The organism is Bifidobacterium callitrichos (assembly GCF_008698085.1).
Lineage (GTDB): Bacteria > Actinomycetota > Actinomycetes > Actinomycetales > Bifidobacteriaceae > Bifidobacterium > Bifidobacterium callitrichos.
This window is the reverse complement of sequence record NZ_RZJP01000004.1, coordinates 1-12,801: the sequence shown is the minus strand read 5'-3', so window position 1 is coordinate 12,801 and position 12,801 is coordinate 1. Positions and strand designations below refer to the sequence as shown.

Below are 12,801 nucleotides of genomic sequence, written 5' to 3'. Positions count from 1 at the left end.
GCATCTCGTGTCATGCCGCTGAGAGATTCTCGCATCCCGCTTGGGGTGCTTGTTGCCATTTTTTACCGACCGACGGTCGGTCTTAATAGAAAGGAAGCCATCATGACAGACACCGACGACCATATGATCGAACCACAGACGAGCCGGCCCACTGACCCTCTGCGCACGCGCGACTTCGCACTGCTCATCGCAGGCCTCGGCATATCCCTCTTCGGCAATCTCATGCTGCGCTTCGCCATGTCCATGTGGGTGCTCGACGAAACCGGCTCCGCCGCGTCCTTCGCCTCCATCCTCACGGCGAGCATCCTGCCCACGATCCTGCTCTCGCCCCTCGGCGGCATGGTGGCGGACCGCACGAACCGCCGAAACGTCATGGTGGCGCTTGACGCATGTTCGGCCGCGACGGTGCTCCTGTGCGCCGCGATTTTCTCGACCATCGGCTTCAACCTAGCCGCAATAGCCGTGATGCAAGTGGTACTCGCCGTGCTTGACGCCATGGAGACGCCCACGGTGCAGGCGGCGCTGCCACAGATGTTCCGCTCGCATGGCGAGGACGTGATGCGTCGCGCAATGGCCGTGGTCAACGTCGTAAACCAGACGAGCATGCTCGTGCCCGCCGTGCTCGGCGGCGTGCTCTACGCGGCGGTTGGCGCCATGCCCATGATGGGCATCACGGTCGCAGGATTCGGCACGGCCGCCGTCGTGGAATGCTTCATCCGGCTCGGCGCACCAGATCGCGGGGACGGAAAGCGCGCCTCCGCCCTGGACGACCTGCGCGCGGCAGGACGCTTCCTCACGCGCGAGCGTCCCCATGTGCTACATCTGGTGCTGCTCTGCGCCGCACTTAACTTCCTGGTGACGGGCTACGCGGAGGTCGGTTTTCCCTACATGGTGCGGACATCGCTGGGATTCGGCTCCACAGCATACGGACTCGCATACGGCCTTGTGGGGGCGTCCGGCCTGATCGCTGCGCTCGTCGGGGGACGAATCGCAAAGTCGCTCTCCATGCGGCGATTCCCAACGGCGATCGCCGCCTTCTCGCTCACCATCCTTCCCCAGGCGCTCGTCATGGCGCTTCCCGCAGGCGCGGGGCTGCGCCTCGCCGTGCTCACGGCAGGCACCTGCGGGACCATGGTCGCCATCACCCTCTCGAACCTCATCGCCGTACCGACGATTCAGATGACATGCCCCGAGGATATGACCGGCAAGGTGATGTCGCTCGCTCTCTCCGCAAGCATGTGCGCGCAGCCGCTAGGGCAGATCGCGTACGGCTGGGCATACAGCACATGGTCGGAAGGCGCGGTGCTGGCGGTGACGTTCGCGCTGGCGGTTGCGCTGCTGCCTCCGATCGCCTATGTGACGAGTCGGTTCTAACTCCTTCCAGCGCGACAATTTCCCGAAATCCGGGGCCATTTCGTGAGATTGTTGCATTGACCTCAATTCAGCGCGACAATCTCACGAAATGGCCGTTCCGTTCGGGAGATTGTCGCGCCGAGAAGGGGTGGAGACGCGTTTTATAGCGTCAAGCGGGGCATCCCGACGTCATCCGTGGACACCCGGAGGCATCCAGGCCATCCCGACGTCACCCAAGGGCATCACGCGGCCGTGGCGACTCCGGAGGCGGAGGCAGCGACCTCGGCACCAGCGGCGTCAGCGGCACTGGCACCGACGCCAGCATCAGCAACACCAGTACCCTCGGCGCCCGCACCGCGCCTGCCGCCGAAGTGGGCGACCAGGCTGATGCTGATCAGCCCCACGGTGAACAACCCGGCGAGCACGGGGATGAGCGCGGCGTAGCGGTGCGCCTGATCGGGCGCGTGGGCCACCACGAACGCCGCCAGCTGGTTGCCGGACAGGCCGGCGAACGCCCAGGCGCTGAGGGTCAGGCCGTGCGTGGTGGAGACGGTCTTCGTGCCGAAATGCTGATCGAGCAGCACCGGAAGCGTGGAGAAGCCGCCGCCGTAGCCGGCGTTGACGAGGAACAGCATCGCCAGCACCGCCCACAGCAGGGCGTTGTCGATGCTGTTGGTGACCACCTGCAGCAGGCACACGGCGATCGACATGATGAAGATCACCTGATACACGGTCTCACGACGCTTGAGATGGTCGGAAAGCGTGGAGAAGCCCACGCGACCGGCCGTATTGAACACGGAGTCGACGGCGAGCACCAGTCCGATCACGCCGGCGATCGCGGCGGCAAATGCCGCACCATCAAGGCCGGCATACTGCGGGAGCGCCCGGAGCACGTCGTGCAGGATGTCCTTCTCCTGGCTGATCAGGGCGAGACCGCAGGTGATGTTGATGTAGAACGCGATCCAGATGCCCCAGAACACCGGCTTCCTGAGGATTGTGATACGGCTGACGTGCGAGGTGGTGGGATCGTAGACCCATCCGGCGGGGCGCTTGATGAGCAGGAAGCCGATCAGCATCATCACCGCGTAGACCGCGGCGAGGATGTAGAACATGGAGACCAGGCCGACCGTGCCGATCAGGTACTCCATGAGCGGGCTGGCGATGGCCTTGGCGAGGCCGAATCCGGCGACGGCGATGCCGGTGGCGAAGCCCTTGTTATCCGCGAACCAGAGCATCAGGTTCTTGACCGGCGTCAGATAGCCGACGCCCAGTCCGATGCCCATGATCACGCCGTAGCAGATGAACACGCCCGGCAGGAATCCCATGGCGATGCTCACGCCCGTGCCGGCGAAGCCGACCACGAAACAGCACATGGAGACGAGCGCGGACTTCCTGATGTTCTTCTCCACCATCGGCCCGGCGAACGCGGCGGACATGCCAAGGAAGAAGATCGCGAGCGAGAAGCCCCATTCCACGGAGGCGGGGCTTGCGTGGAGACGATCGGCGATGAGCTGCTTGAACACGCTCCAGCAATAGACCGTGCCGATCGGAATATGGATCAGCAGCGCGGGTGCGATCGCACTGGTCCAACGGTTCCCGGTAAACCTTGACATACAGACGGATCCTTTCGTAACTGATGGAGTACGACATCCGTCGGTCCGCGAGAGACACCCCGCCAAACATGAACGATCACGACCGTTGCATTCATTCAATACCCGCACTCCCACAAGCGAGTTGCAACATCCATGATGTTCGTTTCATCGGCGATACTGACCCCCGTCTACGCCGACAAATAGCACTATAACGCCATTGCCAATGCCACAGGCCAGAGTTTCAGCTACACAAAGTATGAGACTTCTCACATCTCCGTCGTCTTATTGTCGTCATGGCTTTTCGCAACACTCTTGTGCGCCGAAGCCGGTGCCGATAGCATCACGATTCATGACCGACAATAACTCCCTACCGCTTCCCCAGTCCGATCGCGATCCCGCGCATCTGCAGGGTCACTGGCTGCTGGCGCGCATCGGCAAGCGCGTGCTGCGCCCCGGCGGCAAGAAGCTCACCGAACGCATGCTCGCCCATACCGTCGTCACCGGCAAAGACGTCGTCGAGTTCGCTCCGGGACTCGGCCTGACGACCAAGGCGATTCTGGACCAGAAGCCGAAGAGCTATCATGGCGTGGACCGCGATTCGCAGGTCGTCGATATCATCACCCGCCTGACGAAGCAGCAATCGGAACAGTCCGGACGGCCTGCCATCCCCGCAAGCTGCGTCCTGCGCGACGCCGCCGACACCGGGCTCGACACGGACAGCACTGACGTGATAATCGGCGAGGCGATGCTCACCATGCAGAGCGATCGCGGCAAGCGGGCGATCATCGACGAGGCGTTCCGACTGCTGCGCGCCGGTGGCACCTATTCGATTCATGAGCTTGGTCTGCAACCGGACGATCTGGACGACTCCGTCAAGGAGGAGATCCGCAAGGCGCTGGCCCGCAGCATCAAGGTGAATGCGCGTCCGCTCACCGAGGTGGAATGGCGCAAACTGTTGGAATCCGCGGGATTCGAGGTGTTGTGGAGCGGCAGGGAGCCAATGGCATTGCTGGACATGCGGCGCAACATCGCCGATGAGGGCATCGGCGGAGTGCTGCGCATCATGCGCAATGTGCTGGGAGACAAGGACATTCGCGCCCGAGTGCTCAACATGAAGGCCACGTTCAATACGTATCGCAACGAGCTCACCGGCATCGCGTTCGTGGTGCGCAAGCCCGAGGCATGAGATAATCCCCACATAACGACTACCCCTCAGTCCCGCTTTGCGGGCCAGCTCCCCTGACAAGGGAAGCCAAAACAAACCCAATCCAATGCACACAGGACACCGAAAACACCGAGGTAAAGGAGCACATCATGGCTGATGACAACCAGCAAACCGAACAGAACGAACAGCATGCCTGCAGGCAGGGCGGCGGCCATCACTGCAAGTGCAGGCGGGACGCCGAGGGACACGCCATCTCGGCCGAGCCGCATCTGGGATATGTCGCCGATCTCGCCTCGCTGATCGACATTCAGGAGGAGGCGACCGTCTCCCGCACGGTGTTGCGGGAGGATGGTCTGCGCGCCGTGCTCTTCGCCTTCGACAAGGATCAGGCGCTGAGCGAGCACACCGCTGCCATGCCGGTGACGATCCAGGTGCTCGAAGGTCGACTGCGCGTCGGCGGCGGCGAGCGCGAGGTGGAACTCACCGCAGGCGGCATCGTCTACCTGAGCGCGCGCCTGCCGCACACCGTCTACGCGCTCGAACCCAGCAAGATGCTGTTGCAGATGTTCGACAATCGCAGCTGAACCCGGAGAACGTATGCCGAGCTCCTCTCTGCGTACGTTCGTGGGGAGGATAACCATCTGATCACCCGATTTCGTATGCTCACCGCAAGTAGGAATACGAAAACGGGTGATCTTCCCGTTATGGCCACGGTTAGCGTACGCTCAGTACCGCTCAGCGTACGCTGGCGGCGGCTAGGCCCCCGATGCCCCCGGAAACCGTACGCCGCCCCGCCCCGGCCCCGTCCGGGCATCATCACCCATCACCCTGCCCACGGCTCAGCGTACGTTGTATGTGGTCTTTTTCCACGTACGAAGGATTCCTCCCCAACCATGACATCGCATCTCGCCGAAGCCGGTCGCACGCTGATCCCCCGCAAGGACGACAGGTACGGTCTGCTCTCCCCCGCGCTGGTGATCCTGACGTTCGTCGCCGGACTGGTGGATGCGTTGAGCTACCTGGCATTGGGGCATGTGTTCGTGGCGAACGTGACCGGCAACATCGTCTTCCTCGGCTTCTCGATCGCCCACGCTCAAGGGTTCGTCTGGTGGACGTCGGCGCTGACTTTGGTCGCGTTCATGGTCGGCGCGTTGATCGGCGGGCGCATCATCCACTATTTCGGCCACCATCGCGCCCGGCATCTGCTGGTCTCGACCGGCGTGCAGGCGCTGTTCGTGATCGCCGCGCTGGTCGGCATCCGTCTGCTCAACAGGTTCATGCCGGCGGCGACCACCTCCTCCGGACCAAGTCTCAACTTCCCGACCGCGAACCATATCGATCTGCATATCATCCTGATGATCGTGCTGCTCGCCCCGGCGATGGGCATCCAGAACTCGACGGCCCGCAAGCTGTCGGTTCCGGATCTGCCCACCACGGTTCTGACGATGACATTGACCGGCGTCGTCGCGGACACCTCGGCCCACGGTCACGAGCAGTCGAAGCTGGGGCGTCGCGCGGTGGTGATGGTCGCGTTGGCGCTCGGTGCGCTGACCGGCGCGCTATTGCAGACGCATGGTCACGAGGATGTGATTCTGATGGTGATGATCGGATGCCTGCTGGCGGTCATGGCGATGATGTTCCCGCATCTCACCTCGACGGCGCCATGGGTCACCGGCCGATCCACCAGCCACGTCACCGGCCGATCCACCAGCCGACGCGCAGGCGCCGGCAGACGGTGACCCGGCCAGCCACACCGCTCACACGCGCATGGCCTCCTTCGCGGCCTCGACCTGATCGGCACCGCCCTCGCCGCTGGCGATGAACCGCCCCGAGGCGAGCACGTAGTACCGATCCGCGCGCTCGACCGCGAACTGCACCTTCTGTTCGACCAGCACCACGCCGATGCCCTTCTGCTCGGCCATCGTGCGGATCGCCTTCTGGATCTCCGCGACGATGTTCGGCTGGATGCCTTCGGTCGGCTCGTCGAGGATCATGAGCTTCGGCCTGGTGATCAGCGCGCGGGCGATCGACAGCTGCTGGCGCTGGCCGCCGGAGAGCAGTCCGGCTCGGCGTCCGGCGAATTCCTTGAGGATCGGAAACATCTCCACGGCCTCGTCGTAGCGCGCCTTCGCCTCGGCGCCGTACCGGTCGGCGACCACGTGCAGGTTCTCGTCGACGGTCATCGTGCCGAACGACTGCTGCCCCTGCGGCACGAACGCCATGCCGCGTCGGATACGCTGGTTTGGCGCGATCCTGGTGATGTCGTCGCCGTCGAACGTGATCGACCCGGACGTGACCGGCAGCAGTCCCAGCAGCGCCTTGAGCAGCGTGGTCTTGCCGGCGCCGTTGTTGCCGACGATGCTGACCCACTGCCCGGCCGCCACGTCGAAGCTGATGTCGTTGACGACCGTCACCTTGCCGTAGCCGGTGTTGAGGTCCTTCACTTCCAGCATTGCCATCACCGGTCACCTCCACCGAGATAGATGTTCACGACTTCCTCGTTGTTCTGGATCTCCTCGACCGAACCTTCGGCGAGGATCTCACCCTGATTGAGCACGGTGACGGAGTCGGCGAACTGGCGCATGAACTCCATATCGTGTTCGACGATGATGACCGTGCGGTTCTTGCTGCATCGCTTGAGCAGCTCGCCGGTCTGCACGCGTTCGGCGGGCGTCATGCCGGCGACCGGCTCGTCGAGCAGGAGCAGGTGCGCGTCCTGCACGAGCAGCATGCCGATCTCCAGCCACTGCTTCTTGCCGTGGGGCAGGATGCCTGCGGGCGTGTTCATGTCGTCGGTCAGGTTGCACACGTCGAGCATGTATTCGATGTTCTGCGAGACGCCGCCGACCGTGCGGAACAGGTCGCGGCCCTTCTTGCGGAATCCCTCGGCGAGCTGCAAGTTCTCCAGCACTGACAGCTCCTCGACGACGGACGCCGTCTGGAACGTGCGTCCGACGCCGAGTTTGACGATGTCGTTCGGCTTGCGTCCCAGGAGCTCCTCACCGCGGAACTTCGCCGATCCGGTGGCCGGCACGAGACCGGTGATCGCGTCGATGATCGTGGTCTTGCCGGCGCCGTTCGGTCCGATGAGGAATCGCAGGTCGCCGTGTTCGACGGTCAGGTCGAGGCTTTTCACCGCGACGAATCCGTCGAATTCGACGTGGAGGCCCTTGACCTCCAGATAGTCGTTCCACTGGCCGCCGCGATCGTCAAGCACCGCGAGCTGGTCGTGCAGCTTGGTGCGCTCCTCGGCGATCTCGGCCTTCATGGCCGCGGCCTCATCGCGCATGCGCTTGGCTTCGTCACGCATCTGCACCATTTCGGCGCGCAGCTGCTCCAGATCCTCCTTCGAGGCGGGAGTCGTAGGGTTCGAGCTCATGTTCCTCTCCTCACTCATGCGTTCACCGCTGCGGTCTTCGTGTCAGCGATCTTGGCCGCACCGATGGCCCCGGCTCCGCCGAGTCCCAACTTGTCCTTGATCCACGGCCACACGCCCTTGAACTGTCCCAGCCCCATCGGCACGAACGCGATGACCAGAATGAAGATCAGGCCCTCCAGGTACGTCCATGCGGACGGATATGCCTCGGACAGCTGCGTTTCGGCGAAGCGGATGATCAGCGTGCCGACCAGCGGGCCGAGCAGGGTGGTGCGTCCGCCGATGACCACGCCGGCGAGCATCAGGATGGACGGCGTCACGCTGATGTCGGAGGGCGAGATGATGCCGACGACCGGCACGAACATCGCGCCGCCGATGCCGGCGAACATGGCCGCCATCGAGAAGGCGAACACCTTGATGGACGCGGGGTTGTAGCCAAGGAACTTCATACGGTTCTCCTGATCGCGCACGCCGATGATCAGGTTGCCCATGAACGAGCGGCGGATCCAGTAGACGATGAGCACCATGGCCAATGTCAGGAACGCGCAGATGTAGTAGATCATGCGCTTGTTGGCCGGGTCGGTCAGATCGTAGCCGAAGAAGCCCTTGAAGTCGTTGAGGCCGTTGGTGCCGCCGGTCGTCTTGGACTGGCCGATGAGCAGCACCGCGAAGGCGGCGACGAGCGCCTGCGACAGGATCGCGAAGTACGCGCCGCGCACGCCACGTCCGAACACCGCCAGACCCAGGATCGCGGCGATCGCGCCCGGCACTGCGGCCACGCCTATCACGGCGATCACGGGGTTGCGGAACAGCTCCCAGAAGCCCGGCACCTGCGTGATGCCGTACTGGGCCATGAAGTCGGGCACCTGACCGGGGCCGATGTCCTCAAGCTTCATGTGGATGGCCATCACGTACGCGCCGAGACCGAAGAACAGTCCCTGTCCGAGCGTCAGCATGCCGCCCTGGCCCCAGGCCAGTCCGATGCCGATGGCGACCATCGCGTAGCACAGGTACTTCGACAGGAGGCCCAGATTGTACACGTTCAGGATCGCGGGTGCGAGGAAGATCAGCACGATGGCGATGACCGCGCCGATCCACGGCTTGTATTTGAGGTAGAAAGCACCAAAACCAGTAGCGTTCATTTGTTGTTCCCTCTCTTCACGTTCACGCGGTTCACGCGAGGTTCCTCGAACGGATGGCGACCAGTCCCTGCGGACGGAACTGCAGGAAGATCACGACGATCAGGAAGACGGCCACCTGTCCGATCGACGCGGAGGTCGGCAGCTCGATCGAGGACTGGCACAGGCCCAGCACGAAGGAGGCGATGACCGCGCCCTTCAACTGGCCGACGCCGCCGGCGACGACCACGAGGAACGCCTGCACGATGAACGTGGTGCCGAAGTTGAAGCTGATCGAGTTGAGCAGGCTCAGCGCCACGCCCGCGATGCCGGCGATGCCGGAGCCGAGGAAGAACGTCACGTGATCGACCGTCTTCGTGGAGATGCCGGACACCTCCGCGAGATCGCGGTTCTCGGAGGTCGCGCGGATCTGGCGGCCGAGCGGCGTGAGCTTCAGGACCGCGTACAGCGCGGCCACGCACACGATCGACAGGATGAAGATGAACAGTCGGCCGGCGGAGAAGCTGTAGCCGAACACCGTCACCGGGTTGGTCAGCGCGTCGGGCGCGGAGGCGTACACCGGGGTCGCGCCGAAGATGTCGCGCGCCAGCTGCTGGAGTACCAGCGAGACGCCGAAGGTGACGAGCAGCGTGTCGAGCGGGCGATTGCGCATGCGTTCGAGCAATAGCACGTCCAGAAGCAGGCCCAGCAGACCGGCCACGACGAATCCGACGACGAGGGCGACGCCCAGCGAGACAGCCTTGTTGCCGATGACCGTACTCATCACGTACGCGGTGTACGCGCCGGCCATCATGAACTCGCCGTGGGCGTTGTTGATGACGCCCATCTGACCGAAGGTCAGCGACAGGCCCAGAGCGGCGAGCAGCAGGATCGATCCGTTGGACAGACCCGCTACGATCTGAGGAAATAGCATACCCATTGTTTCGTGTCCTTCTCTCTCGTCAGTTGCTCGTGCCGGAGTCTTCGACGCTTGCGCTCAGACTCTTCGCCCAGTCATAGGTCTTCAGATACGGATCGGGCTTGATCGGACCGTCGGACTTCCACACGGTGTGGATGAGCTTGTCGGCGCCGATCTTGCCGATGTACGAGGTCTTGTAGATGTGGTGGTTCTCGCCGTCGACCTTGACCTTGCCTTCCGGCGCGTTGAAGGTGACGCCGTCGGCGGCCGCCTTGACCTTGTCCACGTCGAACGACTTGGCCTTCTCGACCATGCCCTTCCACAGGTAGACGGAGGTGTACGCGGACTCCATCGGGTCGGAGGTCGGGCGGTTCTGCCCGTACCTGGCCTTGAAGTTCTTCACGAACGTCTTGTTCTGCGCGTTGTCGAGCGTCTGGTAGTAGTTCCAGGCGGTCAGCTGGTCCTTGACGTTGTCGACGCCGATGGCGGAGACCTCCTCCTCGGCGATGGACATCGAGATGACCGGCACGGTGTCGGCCTTGAGGCCGGACGCCTTGTACTCCTTGAAGAACGCGACGTTGGAGTCGCCGTTCAGGGTGTTCACGACCGCGTCCGCGCCGGAGAACTTGAGTTTGTTGACGATGGTGGTGAAGTCGGTGGAGCCCATCGGGGTGTATTCCTCGCCGACGACCTGCATGCCGTTGCCTTCGGCGTACGCCTTGACCACGCGGTTCGCGGTCTGCGGGAACACGTAGTCGGATCCGACGAGGAACAGCTTCTTGTAGCCCTTCTCCTTGAGGTAATCAAGGGCGGGCACGATCTGCTGGTTCGGCGCGGCACCGGAGTAGAAGATGTTCGGGCTCGCCTCCATGCCCTCGTACTGCAGCGGGTAGAACAGGAGCGCGTTGTCGGCCTCAAACACCGGCAGCATGGCCTTGCGCGAGGAAGAGGTCCAACCGCCGAACACCGCGGCCACGCACTCCTTCTCGATCAGGGTCCTCGCCTTCTCGGCGAACACGGCCGGCTCCGACTTGCCGTCCTGCTGGACGACCTCGATCTTCTTGCCAAGCACTCCGCCCTTGGCGTTGATCTCGTCGACCGCCATGTGCAGCGAGTCGGAGACAGTCTGTTCGGAGATCGCCATCGTACCGGACAGCGAGTTGACGAATCCGACCTTGATCGTGCTGCCGGACGTGTCGACGCACGACGTGGCGTTCGCCGACCCGCCGTTGCCCGCTGCCTCGGCGGCCTCCTTCTCGGCGACCGTACGCCCCCAGCCGCAGCCGGCGGTGGACAGCACTGCCGCGAGCACGCATGCCGCGGCCCCCAGTCTGGCACCTATTTTCCTGGCACGTGATGTAGTCATACGGTCCCTCTCTTTACGCGTACGACGTGGTTGACGTCCGTTGGTTGGTTGGCACAATGTGTTGACAACGTGTTGTCGCGTTATGTGAGGTGTGCGGGACCGCGTCGGATGGGCGCCGCCCCGCGCACCACCCTGAACGCTTGTAGGAGTCAGCATCGCATCTTCCGCTTTCCCCGCCGTTGCCCTGATGTTTCCTTCACATCTCATTGATGTCCATCACGTAAACGATTTCTTCCCACAGAACTTGGCCCCTCGTTCTCGGCCCCCTCTGACGGGACGTTGCCGTAAGCAAACAGCAGAGCTGTTTGTAGGCAACGTGCGAGCCGACAGGCGAGCCAGAGTAATGCGAGCGCAGCGCGTCCGTAATTGCAGGAAGAGCTGGCCCGCGAAGCGGGACTGAAGGGTAGTAGCTGCCGTGGCAACCAACCGTATGCCGCCCACAGCGGAATCGCCCTTCCCCGTTCCCCGTAGGACTGCGATAATGGCCCTATGACCACACATTCCGATAATGCCGCCGCCGTCAACGAGACGGTCGCCACTCTGCTCAACCGTCGTTCCATCCGCAAGTTCAAGGCCGATCCGATCGACGACGACACCCGCGCCGTTCTGGAGACCGCCGCGCAGCACGCCGCCTCCAGCCAGTATCTCAACGACTGGTCCGCGATCCGCATCTCCGATCCGGCCATCAAGGCGAAGTTCGCCGAGATCGGCCACCAGCCGTACATCGCCGAGGCGCCGCTGCTGTACCTGTTCATCCTCGACGAGCAGCGCAACGCGCGCATCGCCGAACGCAAGGGCGTCGACACGTCCTCCCCCGACTGGGGTCTCGCCACCAGCTACCGTTTCACGCAGGCGCAGAACGACGCCGTTCTGGCGCTGCACGCGATGGAGACCGCCGCGTATTCGCTCGGTCTCGGCTGCGTGATCCTCGGCTCGCTGCTCAACGATATTCCGGAATTGATCGAACTGTGCCATCTGCCGAAGTACACGTATCCGGTGCTGGGCCTTGCGATCGGCAAGCCCGATCAGGAGCCTGCGCTGAAGCCGCGCATGCCACGTTCGATGCAGTTCTTCGAGAACGTGTACCCATCCGCGGATGAGTCCGCCGCGCTGGACGGTCTCGAGGCGTTCGACGAGACCGTGCACCGGTACTACGATCTGCGCAACACCGATCGCCCGGTCGATGCCTTCAGCGACCAGATCGCCAAGGTCAGCACCCAGGATGTGAGCGACAAGTCTCTGCTGGACAAGGCCGCCGCCCAAGGTTTCCATCTGGAGAAGTGACCTTCTGGCATAACGTACATTATGTCAATGGGCTCCACTGATCAAGAGACAGCAGACGACAGGCCTGTATTACAGTGGAGCCCATGTTCACCTTCGAGCAGCTGACGCACTGCAATCGGAGCGATCAGACTCATTGATCGATCGCAGTACGCGGCACGGGTTGCCGACGGCGACCACGTTCGCGGGGATGTCGCGCGTGACGACCGATCCGGCGCCGATCACCGTGCCGTCGCCGATGGTTACGCCGGGCAGCACGATGACGCCGCCGCCCAGCCAGCAGCCGCGTCCGATGCGGATCGGCTTGGCGTACGTGTTCCACCGGTAGTGCGCATCCCCCGGCTTCCAGCCTTCGACGAGACGATCCGCGAGCTCGACCGGATGCGTGGACCGGACGCGTTCGGCACGTTCCGTGCCGGAGATGGAACAGTAATCGGGAACAAAGTGTGTCCGGATATGAGAAATCCCCGGGGACTCGTGTCCTGCCGGGGATTCGGTTGTGTTGTGGGTGTGGGTTGGGCCCCGGGAGCTGTTGCTCGACCGGGGCCCATGTGATGTTTGGTAGCGGCGACGTGCTACTCTCCCACATCCTCTCGGGTGCAGTACCATCGCCGTGCAAGGCCTTAGCTTC

General features: G+C 63.4%; 11 protein-coding genes and 1 pseudogene. 5 read left to right on the top strand and 7 right to left on the bottom strand.

What is annotated here, in order from left to right; translation table 11 throughout:
• The first annotated feature begins 102 nt into the window (after positions 1–102).
• Positions 103–1,374, top strand: coding sequence for an MFS transporter (locus EMB92_RS08880; protein WP_150394596.1), 1,272 nt, complete (start codon positions 103–105; stop codon positions 1,372–1,374).
• A 338-nt stretch (positions 1,375–1,712) separates the two neighbouring features.
• Here the strand turns inward: EMB92_RS08880 and EMB92_RS08875 are convergent.
• Positions 1,713–2,966, bottom strand: a pseudogene (locus tag EMB92_RS08875) (OFA family MFS transporter); the annotation flags it as partial.
• Between the two features lie 328 nt (positions 2,967–3,294).
• Here EMB92_RS08875 and EMB92_RS08870 point away from each other — a divergent pair.
• From EMB92_RS08870 to EMB92_RS08860, 3 genes are all read left to right on the top strand, one after another.
• Positions 3,295–4,131, top strand: coding sequence for a class I SAM-dependent methyltransferase (locus EMB92_RS08870; RefSeq protein WP_150394595.1), 837 nt, complete (start codon positions 3,295–3,297; stop codon positions 4,129–4,131).
• A 128-nt stretch (positions 4,132–4,259) separates the two neighbouring features.
• Positions 4,260–4,694: a cupin domain-containing protein gene (locus EMB92_RS08865; RefSeq protein WP_223847659.1), complete on the top strand. Its 435-nt coding sequence runs from the start codon at positions 4,260–4,262 to the stop codon at positions 4,692–4,694.
• 309 nt (positions 4,695–5,003) lie between these two features.
• On the top strand, positions 5,004–5,849 hold the full coding sequence (locus EMB92_RS08860; protein ID WP_150394594.1) for a YoaK family protein: 846 nt from the start codon (positions 5,004–5,006) through the stop codon (positions 5,847–5,849).
• 18 nt (positions 5,850–5,867) lie between these two features.
• On the opposite strand, the gene urtE is transcribed toward EMB92_RS08860, so the two are convergent.
• Genes urtE through urtA form a run of 5 tightly spaced genes read right to left on the bottom strand, consistent with a single transcriptional unit; the run spans position 5,868 to position 10,889 of the window.
• Positions 5,868–6,569 (bottom strand): urea ABC transporter ATP-binding subunit UrtE, encoded by a 702-nt coding sequence (urtE, locus tag EMB92_RS08855; RefSeq protein ID WP_223847658.1) that lies wholly within the window; start codon positions 6,567–6,569, stop codon positions 5,868–5,870.
• The gene (urtD, locus tag EMB92_RS08850) at positions 6,569–7,489 is read right to left on the bottom strand and encodes an urea ABC transporter ATP-binding protein UrtD (RefSeq protein WP_223847657.1); all 921 of its coding nucleotides are present in this window, start codon (positions 7,487–7,489) and stop codon (positions 6,569–6,571) included. Before urtD ends, urtE begins: the two co-directional genes overlap by 1 nt.
• A gap of 14 nt (positions 7,490–7,503) precedes the next feature.
• The gene (gene urtC / locus EMB92_RS08845) at positions 7,504–8,628 is read right to left on the bottom strand and encodes an urea ABC transporter permease subunit UrtC (protein WP_150394593.1); all 1,125 of its coding nucleotides are present in this window, start codon (positions 8,626–8,628) and stop codon (positions 7,504–7,506) included.
• 31 nt (positions 8,629–8,659) lie between these two features.
• A complete protein-coding gene (gene urtB, locus EMB92_RS08840; RefSeq protein ID WP_150394592.1) occupies positions 8,660–9,544 on the bottom strand; it encodes an urea ABC transporter permease subunit UrtB in 885 nt (294 codons plus the stop codon).
• Positions 9,545–9,566: 22 nt separating this feature from the next.
• Positions 9,567–10,889 (bottom strand): urea ABC transporter substrate-binding protein, encoded by a 1,323-nt coding sequence (gene urtA / locus EMB92_RS08835; RefSeq protein ID WP_150394591.1) that lies wholly within the window; start codon positions 10,887–10,889, stop codon positions 9,567–9,569.
• Positions 10,890–11,378: 489 nt separating this feature from the next.
• Between urtA and EMB92_RS08830 the strand changes: the two genes are divergently transcribed.
• On the top strand, positions 11,379–12,173 hold the full coding sequence (locus tag EMB92_RS08830; protein WP_150394590.1) for a nitroreductase family protein: 795 nt from the start codon (positions 11,379–11,381) through the stop codon (positions 12,171–12,173).
• A gap of 87 nt (positions 12,174–12,260) precedes the next feature.
• Here the strand turns inward: EMB92_RS08830 and EMB92_RS08825 are convergent, their stop codons facing one another.
• The gene (locus EMB92_RS08825) at positions 12,261–12,779 is read right to left on the bottom strand and encodes a DapH/DapD/GlmU-related protein (protein WP_395952085.1); all 519 of its coding nucleotides are present in this window, start codon (positions 12,777–12,779) and stop codon (positions 12,261–12,263) included.
• Positions 12,780–12,801 lie beyond the last annotated feature (22 nt).